Here is a 24,275-nt window from a genome sequence, read left to right as displayed (position 1 = left end):
AGGAAAGCATATGCGAAGATTTTTGGCGGCGGTGCTGCTGTGCACCGCGGCGGCGGGGTGTAGTGCGCCCGCACCCACCGAGACCACCGACAAACTGCCAAAGGATCTGAATGTGCTGTTCTGGACCCAGGATCAACGCGACGCCGCATTCCGCACGATGGAGACGGTCCCCAAGGTCGTGGTTAACACGGTCGCAGCAGGCGGACCCGTCTATCCGCTGCCGCAGGGCAAGCCGCTCGACCTCGGCGATGTCGATGCCCATATGGCGAAGCAGCGCAATGCGGGGCTGATCATCCTTCAGGACGGCAAGGTCCGGCTTGAGAAATATGCGCTCGGCTATGGCGCCGCGGGCCGCTGGACGAGCTTCTCGGTCGCGAAAAGCTTCACCTCGACGCTCGTCGGCGCGGCGGTGAAGGACGGCTATATCAAGAGCCTCGACGACAAGGTCACCGCCTATATCCCCGGCCTCAAGGGCTCGGCCTATGACGATGTCTCGGTAAAGCAGCTGCTGACGATGACCTCGGGCGTCAAATGGAACGAGGATTATACCGACCCCAAATCCGACGTCGCGCTGTTTAACCTGCAAAAGCCCGTCGCGGGCGAGGACATTACCGTCAGCTATATGAAGACCTTGCCGCGCGAAGCTCCGGCAGGGTCGAAGTGGGTGTACAAGACCGGCGAGACCAATCTGATCGGCGTGCTCGTGTCGAGCGCGACGGGTAAGACGCTGTCGCAATATCTGTCCGAAAAGATCTGGAAGCCCTTCGGCATGGAACAGGATGCGGTGTGGATGCTCGGCGCGACGGGGCACGAGATCAGCGGCTGCTGCATGTCGGCGAGCCTCAAGGATTATGCGCGCTTCGGCCAATTCATCCTGAACGGGGGCGTCGCGGGCGGCAAGAAGGTGCTGCCCGACGACTGGCTCGCGTCCGCAACGACGAAGCAGGCGGGGATCGACGTGCCGGGCCGCGGCTACGGCTATCAATGGTGGACCAACGACGACGGCAGCTTCGCGGCGCAGGGCATCTTTGGCCAAGGAATTTTCATCGACCCGAAGCGCAAGCTGGTGATCGCGTCGAACGGCAACTGGCCGACCGCGACCGATCCCGAAGGCGTTGGCGCCGCGCGCGAAGCCTTTTACAAGAGCGTGCAGGCGGCGGTGGATAAAGAGGCGAAATAAACGTCGCCCCCGCGAAGGCGGGGGCCACTGGCAACCTAGCACAACGCCGATAGCGGCCCCCGCCTTCGCGGGGGCGAGGCGTTATTCGGTAACGATGCTCGCCGCGCGCTGCGCCAGCCACACCGCCAATAGTGGGACGGCGACGCCCAACACCATGATCCACCAGCTGTCGGCGAGGGTGACCGCACGATAGAGCGCCGCGCCGATGACCGCGCCTGCGACGATCCAGCCGGGACCGGTGCCCGCCGACACGCGCATCGCGAGCCAGCCGCCGGCGAAGGTGCCGAGGAACCAGCCGGCGATCAGCGCGATCGTCGAGCCGACGGGGATCAGGATTTCGCCGCTATCGAGATCGTAAACATCGGGCGAAATTTCGCTGCCGGCATATTGCGCCAGCCAGATCAGCCCGAACGCGACGACGATGCCGATGATTGCGGCGATCGCCGATCGCAAAATAGTCTTGGTCATTATTCCCGCGCCCTCGCAAACCCTCTTATGCGAGTGTCTTAGCGCAGGAAAACGAAGATGGCGTTAAGCTTTTTCCATGACCTTCGGCAGCGCGTGGAAAGCGGTGCTGTCGAAGCCCTCGACCATCAGCTTCGCGACATATTCACCGACCGCGACGGGGTCCTTGATGCTCTGCGGATCTTCGCCGGGATAGGCGCGCGCGCGCATCTGGGTGCGCGTGCCGCCGGGATCGAGGATCGCGGTGCGCAGGGTCGAGATATTGCGCATTTCGGCGCCATAGCTGGTGACGAGCGTCTCGAATGCCGCCTTCGAAGCCGCATAGGCGCCCCAATAGGCCCGCGGTTCGCGTGCGACGCTACTCGACAGCGCGACCAGCCGGCCGTTTGCGGCGCGGCGAAGCAGCGGGTCGAAATTCGCGATCAGCGCCTGCTGTGCGATCAGGTTCAGCGTCAGCAGCTTGTTGAATTCCTTGCCGTCGATCGCGGCGACGGGGGTCAGCGTGCCGAGCATCGCGGCGTTGAGCACGAGCATGTCGAGCTGCTGCCAGCGTTCGGCCATCGCGCTCGCCAGCCGCGCGATGCTGTCGCCGTCGGTGAGGTCGAGCGGCGCGATCGTCGCGCTGCCGCCGGCGGCGTGGATGCGGTCCTCGAGCTCCTCGAGCCCGCCCGCGGTGCGCGCGGTAATCACGACATGCGTTCCGCGTGCCGCGAGCGATTCTGCGATCGCTTCGCCGATGCCGCGGCTCGCCCCGGTGACGAGCGCGACCTGGCCCGCCAATTCTTCAGACTTGTTGGTCATTGTGTCAGACAACCCGTTCGGCAAGCAGCGAAAATTGATCTTCTAATCCATGCTCGTCGAAATCGGTCAGCGTGGTCGGATAGTCGCCGGTGAAGCAGGCGTCGCAATATTGCGGAGCGTCATGCTTACGGTCCGCCTCGCCGAGCGCGCGATAGAGGCCGTCGATCGTCAGGAAGGCGAGGCTGTCGGCGTTGATGAAATTCGCCATCTGGCCGACCGTCATCTGCGCCGCGAGCAATTTCGCGCGTTCGGGCGTGTCGACGCCATAGAAGCAGCTGTGCTGCGTCGGCGGGCTCGCGATGCGCATATGCACTTCGGCGGCGCCGGCATCGCGCATCATCTGCACGATCTTGAGGCTCGTTGTGCCGCGCACGATCGAATCGTCGATCAGCACGATGCGCTTGCCAGCGATCAACGCGCGGTTGGCGTTATGCTTGAGCTTCACGCCGAGGTGGCGGACCTTGTCGCCCGGCTGGATGAAGGTGCGCCCGACATAGTGCGAGCGGATGATGCCGAGTTCGAACGGAATGCCCGATTCCTGCGCATAGCCGATCGCCGCGGGCGTGCCCGAATCGGGGACGGGGATGACGAGGTCGGCGTCGACCGGGTTTTCGCGCGCGAGTTCGGCGCCGATCGCCTTGCGCACCGAATAGACGCTCGTCCCGTCGACGATCGAATCGGGGCGCGAGAAGTAGACATATTCGAAGATGCACGGCCGCGCTGATTGCTCCGCGAAGGGGCGGTGCGAGGTGAGCTGGCCGTCGCGCACGATCACGAGCTCGCCGGGTTCGACCGAGCGCACGAATTCGGCGCCAACCACATCTAGCGCGACGGTTTCGGAGGCGAGGATATGCGCATCGCCTAGCTTGCCGATCACGAGCGGGCGGATGCCGAGCGGATCGCGGCAGCCGATCATGCCCTCGGCGGTCAGGCAGATCAGCGAGTAAGCGCCCTCGACCTGCTTCAGCGCGTCGATGAAGCGGTCGAGCAGCGAACGATAGTTCGACGTCGCGACGAGATGGATGATCACCTCGGTATCGCTCGTCGACTGGAAGATCGAACCGCGGCGGACGAGCACTTTGCGCAGCGCAGCGGCGTTCGAGATATTGCCGTTGTGCGCGACCGCGAAACCGCCGGTCGCGAGGTCGGCGAACAGCGGTTGGACGTTGCGCAGCGCGGTCTCGCCCGTCGTCGAGTAACGGACATGGCCGATCGCCGAGGGACCCTGCAGCTGGCGCATGATGTCGTCGCGGTCGAAATTGCCCGCGACATGGCCCATCGCGCGGTGGGTATGGAAATCCTTGCCGTCAAAGGCGGTGATGCCCGCGGCTTCCTGTCCGCGGTGCTGCAGGGCGTGGAGCCCGAGCGCGACAACCGCCGCGGCGCTGTCGGCGCCATTTATACCAAATACGCCGCACTCCTCGCGGAGCTTGTCGTCGTCGAAAGGATGGGTCGTCAGCATGTCGTTCCAGGGGGCAGGGGGGCAGTGACTGGCGCGCATATAGGGAGGAGAAACGCAAATGTCGCCCCCCTAATCACGATATTGTCACAGAGGAGGCGAGGGACGGGGTGGCAGCGGCTTCGATCCTGCTCTAGAGCGCCCTTTATGGATGATCAGCGCGATACGACCGACCGATTTCTTCCGCGTTTCGATGCCGCGGGGCTGGTGACCGCGATCGTCACCGACGCCGACAGCCATGTGCTGCTGATGGTCGCGCATATGAACGAAGAGGCGATCGCGAAAACGCGCGAAACCGGGCAGGCGCATTTCTGGTCGCGCTCGCGCGCGTCGCTGTGGCGCAAGGGCGAAACCTCGGGGAACGGCCTGACACTCGTCGAGATGCGTGTCGACTGCGATCAGGACGCGCTGCTGCTGCGCGTCAAGCCCGCGGGTCCCGCGTGCCACACCGGGCGCCGTTCCTGCTTCTATCGCCGCATCGAGGCCGACGGGGGCCTGACCTTTCTGGCGGACGATGCGCAAGGCTGAAGCCCTTCTGGTGCTGGCGGCAATGCTGCTCGCGGGGTGCGAGCGGCCCGAGCCCGAGGCGAAAGGGATCGATGCGCGCAATCCGCTTGAGCTCGCGGCGCGCGAGCGCGGTGTCGTTCGTCCCGAAGCGGACTCGCCGGTCGGCGTGTTCGAGCGCCGGCACGATCTCGGCCGCGACGCGATGTGCGTCGTTCCCGACGGCGCCGGGAAATGGCGCTTTGCGGTCACCGCCTCCTTCGGAACGACCCTGTCCTGCCTCGCGACCGGGACGATGGTGCGCGAGGGCGACAAATGGCGGATGCGCTTCGCCGGTGCGGAGGGCTGCGAGGCGCTGGTGCACGAGGAAGAGGATGAATTGCGCCTGCCGGGCCGCCTGCCGCCGCAATGCGCGCGCCTGTGCCCGAACCGCGCCTCGCTTTCGGGTTTGCGGCTGCCGCGTGCGAGCTGGTCGGCCGATGATGCGGGGGACTTGCGGATCACCGATCGAAGCGGCAATATGACGCGTCCCTGCGCGGACTGACCTGTCCCGAAATCGCCCGATCCGGCGCTATTGACGTTCACGTCAACGGAAACTAGTTTCCTCGGCATGACCGAACCCTACGGCCACGCCCATATCGATACGCCCGATCATCTGGGGCGCGAGCAATTCAGCATCACCGACCTGTCGACCGAGTTCGGGGTGACGGCGCGTGCGCTGCGTTTCTATGAGGACGAGGGGCTGATCAGTCCGTCGCGCAAAGGCCTGTCGCGCATTTATTCGAAGCGTGATCGCGCGCGGCTTGCATGGATTTTGCGCGCGAAGCGGACGGGGTTCAGCCTTGCCGACATTCGCGAGATGATCGACCTCTACGACGTCGGCGACGGCCGCAAATTGCAGCGCCAGGTGACGATCGAAAAATGCGAAGAGCGCATCTCGCTCCTGCGCCGCCAGCGCGACGATATTGACAGCGCTGTAGATGAGCTGTCACGCTTCATCGATACGGTGAAGAAAGTCGACGCGGGCCAATAGGCCGCCCGGCTGCTGACCCGCTGCCTCCCCGGGCAAGCTGACATCGAACCGCTTTTCAGAAGGATTTCCCATGCCCGTCTATCGCGCCCCTGTGCAGGACACGCTGTTTCTCCTCAACGACGTGCTCGGCATCGAGCGTTATGCGAACCTGCCCGGTTTCGCCAATGCGAGCCCCGACATGGTCGAGGCGGTGCTGACCGAGGCGGGGAAATTCTGCGAGGAAGTGCTGTTTCCGATCAACCAGTCGGGCGACCTCGAAGGCTGCACGCGCCACGACGATGGCTCGGTGACGACGCCCAAGGGTTTCAAGGAGGCCTATAAGGCCTATTCGGACGCCGGCTGGGGCCTGCTGACCGCGCCCGAGGAATTCGGCGGACAGGGGTTGCCGCACGTTATCGGATTTCCGGTCGAGGAATATCGCAACGCCGCCAACCAGGCTTTCGCCATGTACCCGGGGCTGACGCAGGGCGCGACCGCCGCGATCCTCGTCAAGGGCTCCGACGAGCAGAAGGCGACCTATGTTCCCCGGATGATCGCGGGCGAATGGGGCGGGACGATGAACCTGACCGAACCGCATTGCGGCACCGACCTCGGGCTCATCCGCACGCGGGCGGTGCCGAATGCCGACGGCAGCTATGCGGTCACGGGCACGAAAATCTTCATCTCGTCGGGTGAGCATGACCTGACCGAGAATATCATCCATCTCGTGCTGGCGAAGACTCCCGACGCGCCCGACAGCGTCAAGGGCATCTCGCTGTTCATCGTGCCCAAGTTCGTCGTGAACGACGACGGCTCGCTCGGTGATCGCAATACGCTGTCGTGCGGGTCGATCGAGCACAAAATGGGCATCCACGCCAATTCGACCTGCGTGATGAACTATGATGGCGCGAAAGGCTGGATGGTCGGCGAGGAGAATAAGGGCCTCGCCGCGATGTTCGTGATGATGAACGCCGCGCGCCTCGGCGTCGGCATCCAAGGGCTCGGCCAGGCCGATGTCGCCTATCAGAACGCCGTCCAATATGCGCAGGATCGCCGCCAGGGCCGCGCGCTGACCGGGCCGAAGGATCCGCAGGAAAAGGCCGACCCGCTGTTCGTCCATCCCGACGTGCGCCGGATGCTGATGGACGGCAAGGCGACGGTCGAAGGACTGCGCGCGCTCTGCACCTGGGGGGCGCTGCAGGTCGATCTCGCGCATCTTGCGGAGACCGAAGAGGAGCGCCAGCGCGCCGACGATCTCGTCAGCCTGCTGACCCCGGTAATCAAGGGCTATGGCACCGACAAGGGCTATGAGGTCGCGACCAACGCGCAGCAGGTGTTCGGCGGCCACGGCTATATCGAAGAACAGGGCATGTCGCAGTATGTTCGCGATGCGCGCATCACGATGATCTATGAAGGCGCGAATGGCGTGCAGGCGATGGACCTTGTCGGCCGCAAGCTCGCGCAGAATGGCGGGCGCGCCATTCAGGCCTTCTTTGCGGTCGTCGACGAGGAATGCGGCCGCGCCAAGGGCGACGAGGCGCTCGCCGATTTCGCGGACCGGCTCGAAAAGGCCAATGGCGAGCTCAAGGCCGCGACGATGTGGTTCATGCAGAACGGCATGGCGAATCCGAACAATGTCGGCGCCGGCGCGCATCATTATATGCACATATTGGGGATCGTCGCCTTGGGGTCGATGTGGCTGATGATGGCCGAAGCGGCCGGGAAAGCCCTCGCCGAAGGCCGCGGCAACAAGGCGTTCCTCGAAGCCAAGCTCGTCACCGCGCGCTATTTCGCCGAACGCTTCCTGCCCGACGCGGGCTCGCTGCGCCGCAAGATCGAGGCCGGCAGCGACGCGATGATGGCCCTGACGCCCGAACAGTTCGTCGCCGCCTGACTTTAGCCCTTGCAACTATCGCCGCCATCATGCGTGGTGGCGGCGATGGGGACAGAGCTATCACCAATCGTCGTCGAAGGCCGCAATTGCTGGCGCATCGAGCGCGCCGACAAGGCGCGGATGATCGTCGACGCCGCCGATTATTATAAGCTCCTCAAACGATTGATGGCGGATGCGAAGGAGCGCATTCTGCTCATCGGTTGGGATTTCGACCCGCGCATCGCGCTGACCCCCGACGACAGGGGCAAGGGCGAACCGCTCGGCGATTATCTGTTGGACCTCGCGCGCGACAAACCCGATCGCGACATCGATATCCTTCGCTGGAATTTCGGCGCCCTGAAGCAATTCGCGGTGCCGCGTATCCTGTCGATGGTCGCGCGCTGGAAATTGACGCGCGCGATCAGCTTCCGCCTCGACAGCGCGCATCCGGTGGGGTGCAGCCATCACCAGAAGGTCGCGGTGTTCGACGACCATCTCGCCGTGTGTGGCGGCATCGACGTCGGATCGCGCCGCTGGGATACGCGCGACCACAAGGATGGCGATCCGCACCGCACGGCGCCTGACGGCAAAGCCTATATGCCGTGGCACGACAGCACGATGATCCTCGCGGGACCGGTGGGCAATGCGCTCGCCGACCTCGGCAACGAACGCTGGCAGCGCGCGACCAAGAAGCCGCTCCGCGATCTGACGGGCAAGGGCGAGAATTGGCCCGACGATCTCGAGCCCGATTTCGAGGGCGTTGATGTGGCGATTTCACGGACGCGCGCCGAATATGGGGACTGCGAGGAAATCCGCGAGATTGAGCAGCTCTATCTCGACATGATCGCCGCGGCGAAGCACTTCATCTATTTCGAAAACCAGTATTTCACCTGCGCCAAGATCGCCGCCGCAATAGCCGAGCGGCTCGACGAGGATGATCCGCCCGAATTCGTGATGGTGATGCCCGAAACCGCCGATGGCTGGCTTGAGCAAATGGCGATGGACGCCGCGCGCGTGCAACTCGTCCGCGAGATCGCGAAAGCGAAGCATGGCGACCGGCTGAAGGTCTATTATCCGCGCACGGTGAAGGGTGATCCGATCTATGTTCACGCCAAGACCGCGGTGATCGACGACCGGATGATCCGCGTCGGGTCCGCCAACATGAACAATCGCTCGATGGGACTCGACAGCGAATGCGACGTAACGATCGATGCCGCCTTACCCGCGAACGCGGGGGTAGAGCCGGTGATCCGGCGCCTGCGCGAATCGCTGATCGCAGAGCATCTGGACGTCGATCCGGCCGAAGTCGGCCGCCGGTTCGATACGACGGGATCGCTGATCGCGACGATCGAGGCGCTGCGCGGCGACGGTCGTTCGCTCGAACTGCTCGACCTGACCAAGCCGGGGCCGTTCGACGAATTCATCGCCGGCAACGAACTGCTCGATCCGACGAGCCCCGACGACATGTTCGAAAGCCTGACCGAGCGCGGCCTCAAGAAAAGCTGGCATCGCGGCCGCGACTGGATGCGGCGTCATCGGCCCTTTCGGCGAAAGAGCTAGTCGGCGAGCGAGAGGATGTGATGCGCCTGCTTGAGGTGCGGCGCGTCGACCATCTTGCCGTCGACCTGGAGCACGCCGACCCCGGGGTTGGCCGCGAAAGCATCGACGATCGCCTGCGCGCGCGCCACTTCTTCGGTCGAGGGCGTGAAGGCGGCGTTGATCGGGCCGACCTGCGAGGGGTGGATCGCCATCATGCCCGTAAAGCCGTCGCGCCGCGCGCGGGCGGCATAGGCGGCGAGGCCGGCCTCGTCCTTGATCGCGGGAAAAACGGTGTCGATCGCGGCGGTGTTCGCGCCATGTGCCGCGAACAGGGTCAGCGCGCGCGCGGTCTCATAGGGTGATGTATAGCTGCCGTCGTCATGCCGGCTCGTCGTCGCGCCGATCGCGGCGGGCAGGTCTTCGGCGCCCCAGGTCAGACCGAGCAGGCGGTCCTTCACTTCGCGGTAGCTGCCGAGGGTGAAGATCGCGGCGGGCGTTTCGGTCGCGATCGGCAGGACGGCGGGCAGCGACGCATCGCGCGCGGATTCGCTGCGCAACACGGTATCGAGCTGAAGGATGCTCGGCGCGCCTTCGGCCTTGGGCAGCATGATCGCGTCGGGGCGGGCGCCGGCGATCGCGGCGACGTCGGCGGCGGTCATATGTCCGTCGAGCGGGTTGACGCGCACCAGCGTGATGACCTCACGCTCGCCCGAAAGATAGTCGGCGACCGCGCTGCGTGCCGCCTCCTTGTTCGCGAGCGAAACCGAATCCTCAAGGTCGAGGATGATCGCGTCGGCGCCCGAGGCCGCCGCCTTCGCAAAACGCTCGGGCCGGTCGCCGGGGACGAAGAGGAGGGAACGGAGGCGCATCAGGCGTCCTTTTTCTTGATGAGCGCGGAACGTTCGCACTGGCAGACGATCTCGTCACGCTGGTTGATCGCGCGATGGAGGAAGGTCACGATACCCGCATTCGGCCGCGATTTCGATTCCTTGAGGCCGATCACTTCGCTTTCCGCGCGCAGCGTGTCGCCGATGAACACGGGCTTCGGCATGATGAGCTTGTCGTACCCAAGGTTCGCGACGAGCGTGCCGAGCGTCGTGTCGCCGACCGACAACCCGACCATCAGGCTGAAGGTGAAAGTGCCGTTGACGAGGATCTGCCCGAATTCCGAGGCCTTCGCCGCCTCGATGTCGAGGTGGAGCGGCTGCGGATTGTGCGTCATCGTCGTGAAGAGCAGATTGTCGGTTTCGGTGACGGTGCGGCGAATGTCGTGGGTCAGCCTGTCGCCCATCTGCCATTCGTCGAAAAAGCGTCCTGCCATGATCAGTCCCTTAGTTGGAGTTTCATGCCGACATGGCTTTGGGCAAAACCGAGCCGGGCGTAAAAACGGTGCGCGTCGGTGCGCGTCGCCGACGATGTGAGCTGGACGAGCTTACAGTCGCGCGCGCGGCATTGCTCGACCGCCCACAGGATCATGTGTTCGCCGAGCTTCTGCCCGCGCAGGTCGGCCACGATGCGGACCGCCTCGATCAGCCCGCGCCAGCTGCCGACGAAGGACAGCCCAGGAAGGAAGCTCAATTGCATCGTCCCGACGACGCGCCCGTCGAGGTCGGCGGCGATCAGGCGCTGGTTCGGGTCGGCGTCGATCGCCTCGAAGGCGGCAAGGTAGCGCGGGTCCGATGGATCGGCTTCGCGCCCGGGCGGAATCGTCTCCTCCGCGAGCATCGCGAGGATGGCGGGAAGGTCCGCCACCGTCGCGTCGCGGAGGATGAATTCGCTCACTCTGCCGCCTCGATTCGTACGAGCAATGCCTCTACTTGAACCTGCGCGCCTGCGGTCGCATTGAGTTCGGCGACGACACCGTCGAACGGTGCGGTCAGGCTGTGTTCCATCTTCATCGCTTCGAGCGTCAGCAATTTCTGCCCCTTGGTCACTTTGTCGCCCGCCGCGACATCGACCGCGATCACCTTGCCGGGCATGGGCGAGAGGATCGCGCCGTCACCCGCCGCGCCGCCCGCGCTAGCGTCGGCGCGCCACGGGGCGAGCTGCCACACCGATCCGCCCTCGGCGACGAGCATCGCGGGAGCGGGCGCTTCGGCGCCGGGGCCGTGGAGTTCGACCTCGACGCGCTTGCCGTCGAGCAGGAAGGGCGCGCTGCGCACGTCGGGCGCGTTGAGGCGGAAACCCGCTTGCAGCGAGCGCGGCACCATCGCCATCGCGGCGTTGGTCAGCGCCTGCGCGGTCGGCACCGGCTCCGCGGTCATCGCGTCGCCGTCGCGGCCGATCAGGCCCGTGTCGACGGTGCCCGTGACGAAATCGGGATGGTCGAGCGCATTGAGCAGAAACGCCGAGTTGGTCTTCACCGGCCAGATCGCGCTGTCCTCGAGCATTTCGGACAGCAATTCGCGCGCTTCCTCGCGATCCTCGCCCCAGGCGATGACCTTGGCGATCATCGGGTCATAGAAGGGCGAGACCTCGGCGCCCTCATAAACGCCGGTATCGACGCGGCCGCTATGCTCGGGCAGCTGGAACAGTTCGAGCGTACCGATCGAGGGTAGGAAGCCTTTGGCCGGATCTTCGGCGTAAAGCCGCGCTTCCATCGCCCAGCCGTTGATCGCCAGCTCGTCCTGCCTCAGGGGGATCGGCTCGCCCGATGCGACGCGCAGCTGCCATTCGACGAGGTCGACGCCGGTGATTTCCTCGGTCACTGGATGCTCAACCTGCAGGCGCGTGTTCATTTCCATGAACCAGATGCGGTCGGCGCGCAGGCCTTCCGAGGCGTCGGCGATGAATTCGATCGTCCCCGCGCCGACATAGTCGACCGCCTTCGCGGCGCGAACAGCGGCGGCGCAAAGCTCGGAACGCGTCGCTTCGTCCATGCCGGGAGCGGGGGCCTCCTCGATCACCTTCTGATGGCGCCGCTGAAGCGAGCAGTCGCGCTCGAACAGGTGGACGACATTGCCGTGCGTGTCGCCGAAGACCTGCACCTCGATATGGCGCGGGGTCAGGATATATTTCTCGATCAGCACATGGTCGTTGCCGAACGACGCCGCCGCCTCGCGCTGGCACGAGGCGAGCATGTCCGCAAAATCGGCCGCAGCGTCGACCTTGCGCATCCCCTTGCCGCCGCCGCCCGCGACCGCTTTGATCAGCACGGGATAACCGATCGCTGCGGCCTGTTCGGCGAGAAACGCCGGGTCCTGATTCTCGCCCATATAGCCCGGCGTCACCGGCACCCCGGCATCGGCCATCAGCTTCTTCGCGGCATCCTTGAGGCCCATCGCCGTGATCGACGACGGCTTCGGCCCGACCCACACGAGTCCGGCATCGGCAACCGCCTGTGCGAACTCTGCATTCTCGGACAGAAAGCCATAGCCCGGATGGATCGCCTCGGCGCCGGTCGCCTTCGCGGCGGCGATGATCCTGTCGCCGATCAGATAGGATTCGCGCGCCGGCGACGGCCCGATATGCACGGCCTCGTCGGCTTCGCGCACATGCAGCGCCTTCGCGTCGGCATCCGAATAGACCGCAACGGTCCTGATACCCATCTCGCGCGCGGTGCGGATGATGCGGCAGGCGATTTCGCCGCGATTGGCGATGAGGAGGGAAGTGATCATGCCGGGCATTTCCTGAACTTTTCGAATGACAGGGTAATCTGGGTGAAGCGCCACAAGCCTTGCTCGAGCGTCTTTGCCCAAGGACCCGGCGGCTCCAGCACCGCATCGACATAAGCCGTCCCGCATTCCGGTGGCTTGGTTCCCTCATGAACGGTGATGGGCAAAGTCGCGCGCCCGAATGCGCCGTCGATTGTGACGTCGGGTGCGCCGAAACTCGGGGTGATCCCTGATTCCGGGCCGAACATCGCCGCCAGAATGTCGCGGGCGACCTGGCCGTCGGTCAATTCGGCATCGGCGAGCCCACCGCTCGTCATGACAAACCAAAGCCGTGTCTTGTCGGTGAAGTGGACGAACGTCTGGTAACGCGGATCGGGTTCGGCAAGCAGTTCGAACAGATTCCGCACCCCTTGCTCCAGCCGTTCTTCGGGCGATCGTTCGGGAAGCTTGGCCGAAGGCACGTTGATCGGCGTCTGGGCAACAGCCGGTGCCGGCAGAAGCGCCATAAGCGGAAAAAGCACGACGCTGCGGAACCGGAATGACGGGTGGCTCGGTTGCAACATCGTCACATCCTGAACACGCCGAACCCGCGGTCCTCGACCGGGGCATTCAGCGTTGCGGAAAAGGCGAGGCCGAGCACGTCGCGCGTCTGCGCGGGGTCGATGATGCCATCGTCCCACAGGCGCGCGGTGGCGTGATAGGGGTTGCCTTCATCCTCATATTTCTGGCGAATCGGCGCCTTGAAAGCTTCGGCTTCCTCGGGCGTCCATTTGTCGGCGTCGCGGTGGACGGTCGCCAGCACCGACGCCGCCTGTTCGCCACCCATCACGCTGATCCGCGCATTGGGCCAGGTGAAGAGGAAGCGTGGGCTATAGGCGCGCCCGCACATGCCGTAATTGCCCGCGCCGAAGCTGCCGCCGATCAGCACGGTGATCTTCGGCACCGTCGCCGTCGCCACCGCCGTCACCAGCTTCGCGCCATGCTTGGCGATGCCCTCGGCCTCATATTTTCCGCCGACCATGAAGCCCGAGATATTCTGGAGGAAGAGCAGGGGAATGCGCCGCTGCTGCGCCAGTTCGATGAAATGCGCCCCCTTGACCGCGCTTTCGCTGAACAACACGCCATTGTTCGCGAGGATCGCGACGGGGATACCCCAGATATGCGCGAAGCCGCAGACGAGCGTCGCGCCGTAATTCGCCTTGAACTCGTGAAACTCGCTGCCGTCGACGATGCGCGCGATGACCTCGTGGACATCATAGGGCGCGCGGACATCCTGCGGAATAATGCCGTATAGTTCTTCCGCGTCATATTTCGGCGGCCGCGGTTCCTTCATCTCGACCTTGAAGCCGTCGTCGGCGCCAAGATGACTGACGATATCGCGCACGATTGTCAGCGCATGTTCGTCATTCTCGGCAAGGTGATCGACGACGCCCGATTTTTTCGCGTGCAGGTCGCCGCCGCCGAGATCCTCGGCGCTGATCTCCTCGCCCGTCGCGGCCTTCACCAGCGGCGGGCCAGCGAGGAAGATCGTGCCCTGATTGCGGACGATCACCGTCTCGTCGCTCATCGCGGGGACATAGGCGCCGCCCGCGGTGCAGCTTCCCATCACGCACGCGATCTGCGGGATGCGCTTCGCCGACATATTCGCCTGATTGAAGAAGATGCGTCCGAAATGGTCGCGGTCGGGAAAGACCTGATCCTGATGCGGCAGGTTCGCGCCGCCGCTGTCGACCAGATAGACGCAGGGCAGGCGGTTCGCCTCGGCGATCTCCTGCGCGCGAAGATGTTTCTTCACCGTCATCGGATAGTAAGTGCCGCCCTTCACCGTCGCGTCGTTGCAGACGATCATCGTCTGCCGCCCCGATACGCGCCCGATGCCCGCGATCATCCCCGCGCCCGGAATCTCGCCGCCATACATGTCGCACGCCGCAAGCTGGCCGATCTCGAGAAGGGGCGAGCCTGGATCGAGCAACCGCTCGACGCGCTCGCGCGGCAGCAGCTTGCCGCGGCTCGTGTGCCGCTCGCGCGACTTTTCATTGCCGCCGAGACCGGCCTCGGCAACGCGCGCGTAAAGTTCGTCGCGCAGCGCGCGATTGTGCGCGGCATTGGCGCGGAACGCGTCGCTCTCGCTATTCACCATCGTGCCCAGAACAGGTGCGCTCACGTCTCGAAATCTCCTCTGAAATCAGCCCGGACTATCCCGCCGCTCGTCGAGCGACAAGGACCGCAGGCCGAAAATGGTTGGCGTTGAAACCAGTTCGTCACAGGCCTATGCCCCTCGCATGCCCGTTTAAAAACAAGGTCATTCTCATGAAAAAAGCCGTTTTCGCCATATTGCTTTCGACCGCCGCGATCGTTGCGGGGCCCGTCGCCTGTTCGAAGGGCGGCGAAGCGGACAAGGCCGAGGCCAGCTACACCGTCGGCACCGAACTCGGGATCAGCAAGGCCGCGATGGACACGAGCGTGAAGCCCGGCGACGACTTTTACGCCTATGCCAACGGCAATTGGCAGAGGACGACCGAAATCCCCACCGACCGCTCGTCGATCGGCGCCTTCTACATCGCCTTTCTCGAGACCGAGAAGCGCGTCCGCGAACTCGTTGGCGCGATTGTCCAGAAGGGCGGCGAGCCGGCCACCGATGAAGGGCGCATCGCGGCCTTCTACAAGGCCTATATGAACACCCAGGCGATCGACGCCGCGGGAATCAAGCCGGTCGCGGCCGACCTCGCGCGCTTTGCCGCGATCGCCGACAAGGCGGCGCTGTCGAAAGTCCTCGGCGAACAGACCCGCGCCGACGTCGACCCGCTCAACGCCACCGACTTCGGCACCGAAAATCTTTTCGGCATCTTCGTGACGCAGGGGCTCGCGACCCCCGGCGAGGTGATCCCCTATATGCTGCAGGGCGGTCTCGGGCTTCCCGAGCGCGAATATTATCTCTCGGCCGACCCCAAGATGGCCAAGATCCGCACCGACTATCAGGCCTATATCGAAAAGCTGCTGAGCGCGGCGGGGCAGAGCGACGCGGCGGCGAAGGCCAAGCGCATCTATGACCTCGAACTCAAGATCGCGCGCGCGCACGCCAGCCGCGAACAGAGCGAGGACTTCACCCAATCGGCCGATGTCTGGGCAAAGGCCGATTTCGCCAAGAAGGCGCCCGGTATCGACTGGGACGCCTTTTTCGCCGCGGCGAAGCTCGACAAGGCGGGCAAGTTCGGCGCCTACCACGCGAACGCGATCACCAGCCTGTCGGCGCTTGTGGCGTCGGAGCCGCTCGATGCGTGGAAGGACTGGCTGACGTTTCACCAGATCAACAGCCATAGCGACGTGCTGCCGAGTGCGATCGACAATGCACACTTTGCCTTTTACGGCACGACGCTTGCGGGCACACCGCAGCAGCGCAGCCGCGACAAGCGCGCGCTCGATGCGCTGAACACCGACCTCGGCGACGCCGTCGGCCGCGTCTATGCCGAGAAATATTTCCCGGCGTCCGCCAAAGCCGAAGTCGGCGACATGGTGAAGGGCATCAAGGCGGCGTTTGCGACGCGCGTTAACGGCATCGACTGGATGGCGCCCGAAACCAAGAAGGAAGCGATCAAGAAGGTCGAAACCATCGTCGTCGGTGTCGGCTATCCCGAAAGCTGGCGCGACTATGGCAGCTACAGCGTCAGCGCCACCGACGCCTATGCGAACGAGGTTGCGGGCGGGAAGGCCGAATATGCCCACCAGCTCGCGAAGATCGGCAAGCCGATGGACAAGGCCGAATGGTGGATGACCCCGCAGACGGTCAACGCGGTCAACCTGCCCGTGCAGAACGCGCTGAACTTCCCCGCCGCGATCCTCCAGCCGCCCTTCTTCAACGCCAAGGCCGACCCGGCCTATAACTACGGCGCGATCGGTGCCGTCATCGGCCACGAGATCAGCCACAGCTTCGACAATAATGGCGCGGCGTTCGACTCGACCGGCGCGCTCCGCAACTGGTGGACCGCCGCCGACCTCAAGAAGTTCGAGGAAGCGGGCTCGGCGCTCGCCGCGCAGTACGACAGCTACAAGCCGTTCCCCGACCTCGCGGTGAACGGCAAGCTGACGCTGGGCGAGAATATCGCCGACGTCGCGGGTCTGCAGGCGGCGTATGACGCGTATCGCGCGTCGCTGAACGGCAAGGAAGCGCCGGTGATCGGCGGTTTCACCGGCGACCAGCGCTTCTTCATCGCCTATGCGCAGACCTGGGCGACCAAGATGCGCGACGAGGCGCTGCGCGCGCGCGTCGCGACCGACGGCCACGCGCCGGGCAGTTATCGCGCGCTCACCGTCCGCAACCTCGACGCCTGGTACAAGGCGTTCGACGTCAAGGAAGGCGACAAGCTCTACCTCGCGCCCGACAAGCGCGTCCGCGTCTGGGGCTGATGATGGGGAAGGGCGGGGCACTCAGTCGGTCCCGCCCTCGTTCCGCGTGGGCTTCTTGCGGATCAGGTGGCTGTAGACGCCGACGAGGTTGATGCACAGCAGCGCGACATTCTGCCACCCGATGCCCTCGCTGTCGGGTTGCAGAAACCCCCATGCGATCAGCGCGAGGCTGCTCGTCACGAAGATCACGAATGCCCAGCCATTCCATCGTTCGCCGAGGTTGAGCGAGACGAGCAGCGCTGCAAGCGTCGCGGCGGCGGCGCCATAATATTGCAGGGCATCGAGCAAGGTCTGGCTCACCGGCGATCGACCCGGTTGCTGACTTCGACCAGATTGCCGTCGGGGTCGCGGAAATAGAGCGAGTCGATCGTCCCGGTCGCGCCGTCGCGAAGCCCGTAGTCGATGATCTCGATCCCCTCGGCCGACAGATGCGCGCGCCATTCGGCGACCGGCGTGTCGCTGAGCAGGCAGAAATTGCCGCTGCCGGGCACGGTGTCGCGCGCGATGCTTGGACTGTTGGCGGCATCCTGCAGGCTGATCTTGTTTTCGCCGAATTGCAGCGAATATTTTCCGGGGCGCTCTTCACGCGCGGTCATGCCTAAAACGCGCTCGTAGAATTTGCGCGTCGCGGCGACATCGCGGACACACAACACGATATGATCGAAGCCGGTGACGCGAAATTCGGTCATGCGCCCGTCGCTCCGAAAACATACTCGAGCTTCAGACCGTCGGGATCGGCGAAGAAGACAGCATAATAGGTCGGGCCATAGCGCGGATAGTCGGCGGGCGCGTCGAGGATCGTCGCGCCGATGCCGCGCAGCAGATCGTGCAGCGCGTCGACATCCTCGCGGCTCTCCGCCGCCCATGCGAGATGATGCAGGCCCGGCGAAGTGCGGTCGTGCCTCCGCGTCGCGCCCTCGCCCCGCGCCTCGACGATGCCGATCGAATGGAAGGGCTCGCCATCGCGGTCCCAGTCGCTGCCGCGCTCGTCGTCGGCCGAACGGCGATAGCCGAGGAAGCCGAGCAGGGCGTCGTAGAAGGGGCGCGAGCGCGCCTTGTCGCTGACCGTCAGGTCGATGTGATGGACGAGCCCGCGCATGGTCATGTCAACGCACCGATCAGCGCGAAGATGCCCGCACCGCTCAGCGCCGGCCAGGCGACATGGCGGCCCTTGGTATAGGCGGCGTCGAACAGCCCGGAGGCGAGCCAGCCGGTGCCGATGACGATCAGCAGGCTGTCGGGCGTGCCCGGCCAGGCGGTCGCGGCCGCCGAAATCAGCATCAGCACCGATGTCGCATGCCATGCGAAGCGGACGATCCGGCGCGTCAGCGGGTCGGCGAGCGGCTCCGCTTCGCCGCGCAGCAGCGGCACGATCATCCGCCGGTAGCCGAGCACCGAATGAACCCCGGCCGTCGTCACCATGAAGGCGGCCGACAGCCAGAGCCAGATCACGCGCCGGCGCCGATCAGTTCGCGGCCGATCAGCATGCGGCGGATCTCGTTCGTGCCCGCGCCGATGTCGAGCAGCTTGGCGTCGCGCCAGTAACGCTCGACCGGCCAGTCCTTGGTATAGCCCGCGCCGCCCAATGCCTGGATCGCTTCGCCCGCGACCTTCACCGCATTTTCGCTGGCGAGCAGGATGCAACCCGCGGCGTCGAAACGCGTCGTCTGCCCCGCATCGCACGCCTTGGCGACGTTATAGACATAGGAGCGCGCCGACTGGAGCATGACATACATGTCGGCGACCTTTGCCTGCATCAGCTGGAACGAACCGATCGGCTTGCCGAACTGCTTGCGCTCGCGGACATAGGGAATGACCGTGTCGAGGCACGCCTGCATGATGCCGAGTTGGAGCCCGGCGAGCACGACGCGTTCATAGTCGAGCCCCGACATCAGCACGCCGACGCCGCCATTCTCGGGACCCATCACCTGCTCTTCACTCACTTCGCAGTCGGTGAAGACGAGTTCGGCCGTCGGCGAGCCGCGCATGCCGACCTTGTCGATCTTTTGCCCGATGGCGAAGCCCGGCATGTCCTTTTCGATCAGGAAGGCGGTGATCCCGCGCGATCCCGCCTCGGGGCTCGTCTTGGCATAAACCACCAGCGTGTCGGCGCAGGTCGCGTTGGTGATCCAGAATTTGGTGCCGTTGAGGACATAGCCACCCTGAACCTTGTCGGCCTTCAGCTTCATCGACACGACGTCGCTGCCGGCGCCGGCTTCGGACATCGCGAGGCTGCCGACATGCTTGCCCGAGATCAGCTTGGGGAGATATTTCGCTTTCTGCTCGGCATTGCCCCAGCGGCGGATCTGGTTGACGCACAGGTTCGAGTGGGCGCCATAGGAGAGGCCGATCGCGGCGCTCGCGCGGCTCACTTCCTCGACCGCGATGACATGCTCGAGATATCCGAGCCCGAGCCCGCCGAACTCTTCCTCGACGGTGATGCCGTGCAGGCCAAGTTCGCCCATCGCCGTCCACAGCTCGTCGCGCGGGAACCAGTCCTGCGCGTCGGCCTTGGCGGCGAGCGGCGCGATCTGTTCGTCGGCAAAGCGGGCGGTGGTTTCGCGGATCATGTCGGCGGTTTCGCCGAGCGCGAAATCGAAATCGGGGGTGGCGCGCATGAGGGACCTGTCGATGGAGGGCGGGATTGCGCGCGAGTGTGCATCAAAATTCCAGCATAGGGAAATTGAAACGATTGCACATTTATCATAAGTAAAATCTATGATTAAACGCGCTCATATCCGCCAATTCCTCGCCGTGGTCGACGCGGGCAGTTTCACACAGGCCGCGCTTCGCATCCGCGTGACCCAGCCGGCGTTGTCGACCGGGATCGCCGAACTCGAAAAGCTCGTCGGCACCCCGCTCTTCATCCGCAACCGCCGCCAGATCCGGCTGACCGAGGCGGGTGGGCGCTTCCTGCCGATCGCGCGCGACCTCGAACGCGGCTTTCGCGCCGCCGACGGCTTCGGGCGCGACGCCGACCGGCAGGCGGCCGAACTCAAGCTCGGCATCATCCGCTCGGCGCCGGGCGAATTGCTGCAGGCGATCGCCGCGGCGTTGCGCCCGGGCTTTTCGATCGAACTCGTCGAAAATAGCGACTCCGAACTCCGCTCGGCGCTCGGCAGCGGGCGGCTTCATATGGCGCTTGTCGCGCTCCGCGACGGCGAGTGCGGCGACCATGTCGTGCCGCTTTACGAGGAACCGCTCGCGATGTTTGTGGCGGCGGACCATCCGCTCGCCGGACGGATCGAGGTGGCGCCCGAGGAACTGGCCGCCGAGACGATGATCGCGCGCCGCTCGTGCGAGTTTCTCGATGCGACGAGCCGCTTCTTCACGCGGCACGGCGTTCGCCCGCGCTTCGCGTTGCGCAGCGAAAGCGACGAACGCTGCCTGCGCATGGTCGCGGCCGGCGTCGGCATCACTACCGCCCCAATGTCGCTCGCGATCGAGGGCATCGTCCCGCTCAAGGTCGCGGGCTATGACTTTCGCCGCGAGCTCGGGCTGCTCCTCGATCCGGCGTGGCGCGCGCTACCCGAGATCGGGCCGCGCCTAGCCCATCCGCTCGAAATCATCGGAGCAATCGCCACCGAATGGCGGCGAACGCGGGTCGACGGAGCCAGCTGACGCCGTCTCCTACAAGTCTGGCTTGCAGCGCCGAAAGGCCATAACGTTTGCCCGTCAACGTCGCGCGGAGCTACGGCGGCCTCATCCACCCCGTCCGTTTGGACGTATGACGGAATTTGAAATAGCCTATTCCGCTGCTGCACGGCGGAAGTGTGAGGAGACGAAGTTTGTTGTCGTCCGAGTTGACGCATCTCGACCGGCTCGAGGCCGAGAGCATCCATATCATGCGCGAAGTGATGGCCGATGCCACCAAGCCCGTGATGCTCTATAGCGTCGGCAAGGACAGCGCGGTGATGCTCCATCTCGCGCGCAAGGCCTTCTATCCCTCGCCGCCGCCTTTCCCGCTGCTGCACGTCGATACGACGTGGAAGTTCCAGGCGATGTACGAACTGCGCGACCGGATGGCGGCCGAGAGCGGGATGGACCTGATCGTTTATCAGAACCCCGAAGCCAAGGAACGCGGGATCAACCCGTTCGACCACGGCCCGCTCCACACCGACATGTGGAAGACCGAGGGGCTGAAGCAGGCGCTCGATCTTCACGGCTTCGACGTCGCCTTCGGCGGCGCGCGCCGCGATGAGGAAAAGAGCCGCGCCAAGGAGCGCATCTTCTCCTTCCGCACCGCGAGCCACGGCTGGGATCCCAAGAAGCAGCGTCCCGAGCTCTGGAACCTCTACAACGCCCGCAAGGCGAAGGGTGAGAGCATCCGCGTCTTCCCGATCTCGAACTGGACCGAGCTCGACATCTGGCAATATATCGCGCGCGAGAATATCCCGATCGTGCCGCTCTATTTCGCCGCGCCGCGGCCGACCGTGGAGCGCGACGGGCTGTTGCTGATGGTCGATGATGATCGCTTCCCGCTGCTGCCGGGTGAGACGCCGGTGGAACGTTCGGTGCGCTTCCGTACCCTTGGCTGCTACCCGCTCACGGGCGCCGTCGAGAGCGAGGCCAGCACGTTGTCGGAAGTGATCCAGGAAATGCTGCTGACCACCACCAGCGAGCGCCAGGGGCGCATCATCGACAAAGATGGCGGTGACGCCAGCATGGAGAAGAAGAAGCAGGAGGGGTATTTCTGATGACCGATCCTGTTTACGTGACCGACGCGCTGATCGCCGAGGATATCGACGCCTATCTCGAACAGCATCAGCAGAAGTCGCTGCTCCGCTTCATCACCTGCGGCTCGGTCGACGACGGTAAGTCGACGCTGATCGGGCGGCTGCTTTACGACAGCAAGATGATCTTCGAGGACCAACTCGCCGCGCTCGAAGCCGACAGCAAGCGCGTCGGCACGCAGGGACAGGAGATCGATTTCGCGCTGCTTGTCGACGGTCTCGCCGCCGAGCGCGAGCAGGGGATCACGATCGACGTCGCCTACCGCTTTTTCACGACCGAAAAGCGCAAGTTCATCGTCGCCGACACGCCTGGGCACGAGCAGTACACGCGCAACATGGTCACCGGCGCCTCGACCGCCGACCTTGCCGTCATCCTGATCGATGCGCGCAAGGGTGTGCTCACGCAGACGCGCCGCCACAGCTTCCTCGCGCACCTGCTCGGCATCAAGCATATCGTGCTTGCGGTGAACAAAATGGATCTCGTCGGCTACGACAAGAGCGTGTTCGACCGCATCACGCTGGCGTACCGCGCCTTTGCGAGCGAAATCGGCATCACCAACTTCACCGCGATCCCGATTTCGGGTTTCAAGGGCGACAATATCACCGCGCTCTCGGACCATACGCCCTGGTTCAAGGGGCCGGCGCTGATCGAGCATCTCGAACATGTCGAGGTCGGCAGCGCCGCCGATGAAGCGAAGCCCTTCCGGCTGCCGGTGCAATGGGTCAACCGCCCGAACCTCGATTTCCGGGGCTTCTCGGGCCAGCTTGCGAGCGGCAAGGTAAAGCCCGGCGATGCTGTGCGTATCTTGCCGAGCGGCAAGACCACCACCGTCGACCGCATCGTTACCCTCGACGGCGACCTGGGCGAAGCCGTCGCCGGCCAGTCGGTGACGCTGACGCTGACCGACGAGGTCGACTGCTCGCGCGGCGATGTGATCGCCGCTGCCGACGCGCCGCCCGAGGCCGCCGACCAGTTCGAGGCAACGCTCGTCTGGATGGCCGACGAGGCGATGATTCCGGGCCGCGCCTATTGGCTCAAGCTCGCGACGCAAAGCGTCTCGGCGACGGTGCAGGCGCCGAAGTATGAGATCAACGTCAACACGCTCGACCATCTGGCGGCGAAGACGCTCGACCTCAACGGCATCGGCGTCGTCGAACTGTCGACCGACAAGCCGATCACCTTCGAGGCCTATGGCGACAACCGCACGCTCGGTGGCTTCATCCTGATCGACAAGCTGACCAATGCTACCGTCGCTGCGGGCATGCTGCATTTCAGCCTGCGCCGCGCGCAGAATGTCCATTGGCAGGCGACCGACATCGACCGCGACATGCGCGCGAACCTCAAGAACCAGCGCCCCGCGCTGCTGTGGTTCACCGGCCTGTCGGGATCGGGCAAGTCGACGATCGCGAACCTCGTCGAGAAGAAGCTGCACCGGATGAACCGGCACAGCTTCCTGCTCGACGGCGACAATGTCCGCCACGGGCTCAACCGCGACCTTGGCTTTACCGAGGCCGACCGGATCGAGAATATCCGGCGTGTCGGCGAGGTCGCGAAGCTGATGGCGGATGCCGGGCTGATCGTCATCACCGCCTTCATCTCGCCCTTCCGCGCAGAGCGCGAGATGGTGCGCGGCATGTTGCCCGAAGGTGAGTTCATCGAAGTGTTCATCGATACGCCGCTGGCCGAAGCGGAGCGCCGCGACGTCAAGGGCCTCTACAAAAAGGCGCGCGCGGGACAGCTCAAGAATTTCACCGGCATCGACAGCCCCTATGAGGCGCCTGAAAACCCCGAAATCCGGATCGACACAACTGCGATGACGCCCGAAGCGGCGGCGGACCTGATCATCGATCGCTTGTTGGGATAGGACATGACAGCGCGGGAAAGCGACGAACAGCTGGCCGAACGGCTCGCGACCGCGGCGGGGACGATCCTGCTCGACCTGCGTGCGCGGGGCGATCTCGCGGGCAAGGCGCTGGGGCAGGCGGGCGACCAGCAGGCCAACGCCATGCTGTGCCGCGAGATCCGCGCCGCGCGCCCTGCCGATGCGCTGTTGTCGGAGGAAGAGAAGGACAATGCGGCCCGCTGCGGGCAAAGCCGCGTCTGGATCGTCGATCCGCTCGACGGCACGCGCGAATATGGCGAGGGCAGGGACGATTGGGCGGTGCATGTCGCCTTGGCGATCGACGGCATTGCCACTGTCGGCGCGGTCGCCTTGCCGGGGCTCGGCCTGACCCTGACTTCGGGCGCGCCGGTGCCGCTCCAGCCCGCCAACCAGCCGCTCAAGATGCTCGTCAGCCGGACGCGCCCCGCAGCCGAAGCGGTCTTCGTTGCCGAACGCCTCGGCGCCGAACTGCTCGCGATGGGTTCGGCGGGCGCCAAGGCGATGGCGGTCGTCCGCGGCGAGGCCGATATCTATCTCCACACCGGCGGCCAATATGAGTGGGACAATTGCGCGCCCGTCGCGGTCGCGCAGGCGGCGGGGTTGCACGTCAGCCGCGTCGACGGATCGCCGCTTCGCTATAATAACGCCGATACCTATCTGCCCGACCTGCTGATCTGCCGGAAGGAGTTGGCGGAGGATGCGCTGCGCTTCGCTGCCGAATATTCGCCCGCGGACTAGCGTCATGATGCCGGGCGTCGCCGCCCCGTTTCGGTGAAAGGCGATTTGAGCGCAAGAATCGGGTCGCCGC

General features: G+C 64.9%; 25 protein-coding genes. 11 read left to right on the top strand and 14 right to left on the bottom strand.

Annotated elements, in window-relative coordinates:
• Positions 1–10: 10 nt before the first annotated feature.
• Entirely contained in the window at positions 11–1,180 is a 1,170-nt protein-coding gene (locus tag VFG17_RS17455; RefSeq protein WP_325030632.1) for a serine hydrolase, read from the top strand.
• A gap of 81 nt (positions 1,181–1,261) precedes the next feature.
• Here VFG17_RS17455 and VFG17_RS17450 read toward each other — a convergent pair whose 3' ends face one another.
• The 3 genes from VFG17_RS17450 to purF form a co-directional block, all read right to left on the bottom strand.
• Positions 1,262–1,648: a hypothetical protein gene (locus VFG17_RS17450; RefSeq protein ID WP_325030631.1), complete on the bottom strand. Its 387-nt coding sequence runs from the start codon at positions 1,646–1,648 to the stop codon at positions 1,262–1,264.
• Positions 1,649–1,711: 63 nt separating this feature from the next.
• Complete coding sequence (locus VFG17_RS17445; RefSeq protein WP_325030630.1) at positions 1,712–2,446, bottom strand: SDR family NAD(P)-dependent oxidoreductase; 735 nt, start codon at positions 2,444–2,446, stop codon at positions 1,712–1,714.
• Positions 2,447–2,450: 4 nt separating this feature from the next.
• Complete coding sequence (purF, locus tag VFG17_RS17440; protein WP_325030629.1) at positions 2,451–3,908, bottom strand: amidophosphoribosyltransferase; 1,458 nt, start codon at positions 3,906–3,908, stop codon at positions 2,451–2,453.
• Between the two features lie 144 nt (positions 3,909–4,052).
• Here purF and hisI point away from each other — a divergent pair, with 144 nt between their 5' ends.
• The 5 genes from hisI to VFG17_RS17415 all read left to right on the top strand — a co-directional run bounded on the left by hisI (position 4,053) and on the right by VFG17_RS17415 (position 8,854).
• Positions 4,053–4,433, top strand: a complete 381-nt coding sequence (hisI, locus tag VFG17_RS17435; RefSeq protein ID WP_325030628.1) for a phosphoribosyl-AMP cyclohydrolase — start codon at positions 4,053–4,055, stop codon at positions 4,431–4,433.
• Positions 4,420–4,953: a hypothetical protein gene (locus VFG17_RS17430; protein WP_325030627.1), complete on the top strand. Its 534-nt coding sequence runs from the start codon at positions 4,420–4,422 to the stop codon at positions 4,951–4,953. The genes hisI and VFG17_RS17430 overlap by 14 nt, the downstream gene beginning before the upstream one ends.
• A gap of 66 nt (positions 4,954–5,019) precedes the next feature.
• The gene (locus tag VFG17_RS17425) at positions 5,020–5,442 is read left to right on the top strand and encodes a MerR family DNA-binding transcriptional regulator (protein ID WP_325030626.1); all 423 of its coding nucleotides are present in this window, start codon (positions 5,020–5,022) and stop codon (positions 5,440–5,442) included.
• Between the two features lie 70 nt (positions 5,443–5,512).
• Positions 5,513–7,315 (top strand): acyl-CoA dehydrogenase C-terminal domain-containing protein, encoded by a 1,803-nt coding sequence (locus VFG17_RS17420; RefSeq protein WP_325030625.1) that lies wholly within the window; start codon positions 5,513–5,515, stop codon positions 7,313–7,315.
• A gap of 45 nt (positions 7,316–7,360) precedes the next feature.
• Positions 7,361–8,854, top strand: coding sequence for a phospholipase D-like domain-containing protein (locus VFG17_RS17415; protein ID WP_325030624.1), 1,494 nt, complete (start codon positions 7,361–7,363; stop codon positions 8,852–8,854).
• Here VFG17_RS17415 and VFG17_RS17410 read toward each other — a convergent pair.
• From VFG17_RS17410 to VFG17_RS17385, 6 genes are read right to left on the bottom strand one after another with little or no spacing between them, the layout of a single operon-like run.
• The gene (locus tag VFG17_RS17410) at positions 8,851–9,702 is read right to left on the bottom strand and encodes a CoA ester lyase (protein ID WP_325030623.1); all 852 of its coding nucleotides are present in this window, start codon (positions 9,700–9,702) and stop codon (positions 8,851–8,853) included. The two genes, VFG17_RS17415 and VFG17_RS17410, sit on opposite strands and share 4 nt — an antisense overlap.
• On the bottom strand, positions 9,702–10,154 hold the full coding sequence (locus tag VFG17_RS17405) for a MaoC family dehydratase (protein WP_325030622.1): 453 nt from the start codon (positions 10,152–10,154) through the stop codon (positions 9,702–9,704). The genes VFG17_RS17410 and VFG17_RS17405 overlap by 1 nt, the downstream gene beginning before the upstream one ends.
• A 2-nt stretch (positions 10,155–10,156) precedes the next feature.
• On the bottom strand, positions 10,157–10,615 hold the full coding sequence (locus VFG17_RS17400) for a GNAT family N-acetyltransferase (RefSeq protein ID WP_325030621.1): 459 nt from the start codon (positions 10,613–10,615) through the stop codon (positions 10,157–10,159).
• Positions 10,612–12,450 (bottom strand): acetyl/propionyl/methylcrotonyl-CoA carboxylase subunit alpha, encoded by a 1,839-nt coding sequence (locus tag VFG17_RS17395; protein WP_325030620.1) that lies wholly within the window; start codon positions 12,448–12,450, stop codon positions 10,612–10,614. Before VFG17_RS17395 ends, VFG17_RS17400 begins: the two co-directional genes overlap by 4 nt.
• Positions 12,447–13,010 carry a hypothetical protein gene (locus tag VFG17_RS17390; RefSeq protein ID WP_325030619.1) on the bottom strand — a complete coding sequence of 188 codons (564 nt, stop codon included), beginning with the start codon at positions 13,008–13,010 and terminating at the stop codon, positions 12,447–12,449. Before VFG17_RS17390 ends, VFG17_RS17395 begins: the two co-directional genes overlap by 4 nt.
• A gap of 2 nt (positions 13,011–13,012) precedes the next feature.
• A complete protein-coding gene (locus VFG17_RS17385; protein ID WP_325030618.1) occupies positions 13,013–14,611 on the bottom strand; it encodes a carboxyl transferase domain-containing protein in 1,599 nt (532 codons plus the stop codon).
• Between the two features lie 146 nt (positions 14,612–14,757).
• Here VFG17_RS17385 and VFG17_RS17380 point away from each other — a divergent pair, with 146 nt between their 5' ends.
• Positions 14,758–16,851, top strand: coding sequence for a M13 family metallopeptidase (locus VFG17_RS17380; protein ID WP_325030617.1), 2,094 nt, complete (start codon positions 14,758–14,760; stop codon positions 16,849–16,851).
• A 21-nt stretch (positions 16,852–16,872) separates the two neighbouring features.
• On the opposite strand, the gene VFG17_RS17375 is transcribed toward VFG17_RS17380, so the two are convergent.
• The 5 genes from VFG17_RS17375 to VFG17_RS17355 are packed head-to-tail and all read right to left on the bottom strand — an operon-like array spanning position 16,873 to position 19,469.
• Positions 16,873–17,151, bottom strand: coding sequence for a hypothetical protein (locus tag VFG17_RS17375; RefSeq protein WP_325030616.1), 279 nt, complete (start codon positions 17,149–17,151; stop codon positions 16,873–16,875).
• Positions 17,148–17,540 (bottom strand): VOC family protein, encoded by a 393-nt coding sequence (locus VFG17_RS17370; RefSeq protein WP_325030615.1) that lies wholly within the window; start codon positions 17,538–17,540, stop codon positions 17,148–17,150. The genes VFG17_RS17375 and VFG17_RS17370 overlap by 4 nt, the downstream gene beginning before the upstream one ends.
• On the bottom strand, positions 17,537–17,956 hold the full coding sequence (locus tag VFG17_RS17365) for a VOC family protein (protein WP_325030614.1): 420 nt from the start codon (positions 17,954–17,956) through the stop codon (positions 17,537–17,539). Before VFG17_RS17365 ends, VFG17_RS17370 begins: the two co-directional genes overlap by 4 nt.
• Entirely contained in the window at positions 17,953–18,303 is a 351-nt protein-coding gene (locus VFG17_RS17360; RefSeq protein WP_325030613.1) for a hypothetical protein, read from the bottom strand. Before VFG17_RS17360 ends, VFG17_RS17365 begins: the two co-directional genes overlap by 4 nt.
• On the bottom strand, positions 18,300–19,469 hold the full coding sequence (locus VFG17_RS17355; protein WP_325030612.1) for an isovaleryl-CoA dehydrogenase: 1,170 nt from the start codon (positions 19,467–19,469) through the stop codon (positions 18,300–18,302). The genes VFG17_RS17360 and VFG17_RS17355 overlap by 4 nt, the downstream gene beginning before the upstream one ends.
• A 100-nt stretch (positions 19,470–19,569) precedes the next feature.
• Between VFG17_RS17355 and VFG17_RS17350 the strand changes: the two genes are divergently transcribed.
• The 4 genes from VFG17_RS17350 (at position 19,570) to VFG17_RS17335 (ending at position 24,205) form a co-directional block, all read left to right on the top strand.
• On the top strand, positions 19,570–20,472 hold the full coding sequence (locus VFG17_RS17350) for a LysR family transcriptional regulator (RefSeq protein ID WP_325030611.1): 903 nt from the start codon (positions 19,570–19,572) through the stop codon (positions 20,470–20,472).
• Positions 20,473–20,696: 224 nt separating this feature from the next.
• Positions 20,697–21,548 (top strand): sulfate adenylyltransferase subunit CysD, encoded by an 852-nt coding sequence (gene cysD / locus VFG17_RS17345; RefSeq protein ID WP_414712970.1) that lies wholly within the window; start codon positions 20,697–20,699, stop codon positions 21,546–21,548.
• Positions 21,548–23,449, top strand: coding sequence for a sulfate adenylyltransferase subunit CysN (gene cysN / locus VFG17_RS17340; RefSeq protein WP_325030609.1), 1,902 nt, complete (start codon positions 21,548–21,550; stop codon positions 23,447–23,449). Before cysD ends, cysN begins: the two co-directional genes overlap by 1 nt.
• A 3-nt stretch (positions 23,450–23,452) precedes the next feature.
• Positions 23,453–24,205 carry a 3'(2'),5'-bisphosphate nucleotidase CysQ gene (locus VFG17_RS17335; protein ID WP_325030608.1) on the top strand — a complete coding sequence of 251 codons (753 nt, stop codon included), beginning with the start codon at positions 23,453–23,455 and terminating at the stop codon, positions 24,203–24,205.
• The last annotated feature ends 70 nt before the right edge of the window (positions 24,206–24,275 follow it).

The sequence above is a fragment of the Sphingopyxis sp. genome (assembly GCF_035686825.1).
In the GTDB taxonomy this organism is placed as follows: domain Bacteria; phylum Pseudomonadota; class Alphaproteobacteria; order Sphingomonadales; family Sphingomonadaceae; genus Sphingopyxis.
Note: the sequence above shows the minus strand (reverse complement) of the source record. Positions and strands in the feature narration are given on the sequence as shown.

Bases quoted from the DNA above. Each gene is read 5' to 3' on its own strand.
- VFG17_RS17455 (WP_325030632.1), top strand. From the start codon at position 11: ATGCGAAGATTTTTGGCGGCGGTGCTGCTGTGCACCGCGGCGGCGGGG.
- VFG17_RS17450 (WP_325030631.1), bottom strand. From the start codon at position 1,648: ATGACCAAGACTATTTTGCGATCGGCGATCGCCGCAATCATCGGCATC.
- VFG17_RS17445 (WP_325030630.1), bottom strand. From the start codon at position 2,446: ATGACCAACAAGTCTGAAGAATTGGCGGGCCAGGTCGCGCTCGTCACC.
- purF (WP_325030629.1), bottom strand. From the start codon at position 3,908: ATGCTGACGACCCATCCTTTCGACGACGACAAGCTCCGCGAGGAGTGC.
- hisI (WP_325030628.1), top strand. From the start codon at position 4,053: ATGGATGATCAGCGCGATACGACCGACCGATTTCTTCCGCGTTTCGAT.
- VFG17_RS17430 (WP_325030627.1), top strand. From the start codon at position 4,420: ATGCGCAAGGCTGAAGCCCTTCTGGTGCTGGCGGCAATGCTGCTCGCG.
- VFG17_RS17425 (WP_325030626.1), top strand. From the start codon at position 5,020: ATGACCGAACCCTACGGCCACGCCCATATCGATACGCCCGATCATCTG.
- VFG17_RS17420 (WP_325030625.1), top strand. From the start codon at position 5,513: ATGCCCGTCTATCGCGCCCCTGTGCAGGACACGCTGTTTCTCCTCAAC.
- VFG17_RS17415 (WP_325030624.1), top strand. From the start codon at position 7,361: ATGGGGACAGAGCTATCACCAATCGTCGTCGAAGGCCGCAATTGCTGG.
- VFG17_RS17410 (WP_325030623.1), bottom strand. From the start codon at position 9,702: ATGCGCCTCCGTTCCCTCCTCTTCGTCCCCGGCGACCGGCCCGAGCGT.
- VFG17_RS17405 (WP_325030622.1), bottom strand. From the start codon at position 10,154: ATGGCAGGACGCTTTTTCGACGAATGGCAGATGGGCGACAGGCTGACC.
- VFG17_RS17395 (WP_325030620.1), bottom strand. From the start codon at position 12,450: ATGATCACTTCCCTCCTCATCGCCAATCGCGGCGAAATCGCCTGCCGC.
- VFG17_RS17390 (WP_325030619.1), bottom strand. From the start codon at position 13,010: ATGTTGCAACCGAGCCACCCGTCATTCCGGTTCCGCAGCGTCGTGCTT.
- VFG17_RS17380 (WP_325030617.1), top strand. From the start codon at position 14,758: ATGAAAAAAGCCGTTTTCGCCATATTGCTTTCGACCGCCGCGATCGTT.
- VFG17_RS17370 (WP_325030615.1), bottom strand. From the start codon at position 17,540: ATGACCGAATTTCGCGTCACCGGCTTCGATCATATCGTGTTGTGTGTC.
- VFG17_RS17365 (WP_325030614.1), bottom strand. From the start codon at position 17,956: ATGACCATGCGCGGGCTCGTCCATCACATCGACCTGACGGTCAGCGAC.
- VFG17_RS17355 (WP_325030612.1), bottom strand. From the start codon at position 19,469: ATGCGCGCCACCCCCGATTTCGATTTCGCGCTCGGCGAAACCGCCGAC.
- VFG17_RS17350 (WP_325030611.1), top strand. From the start codon at position 19,570: ATGATTAAACGCGCTCATATCCGCCAATTCCTCGCCGTGGTCGACGCG.
- cysD (WP_414712970.1), top strand. From the start codon at position 20,697: ATGCGCGAAGTGATGGCCGATGCCACCAAGCCCGTGATGCTCTATAGC.
- cysN (WP_325030609.1), top strand. From the start codon at position 21,548: ATGACCGATCCTGTTTACGTGACCGACGCGCTGATCGCCGAGGATATC.
- VFG17_RS17335 (WP_325030608.1), top strand. From the start codon at position 23,453: ATGACAGCGCGGGAAAGCGACGAACAGCTGGCCGAACGGCTCGCGACC.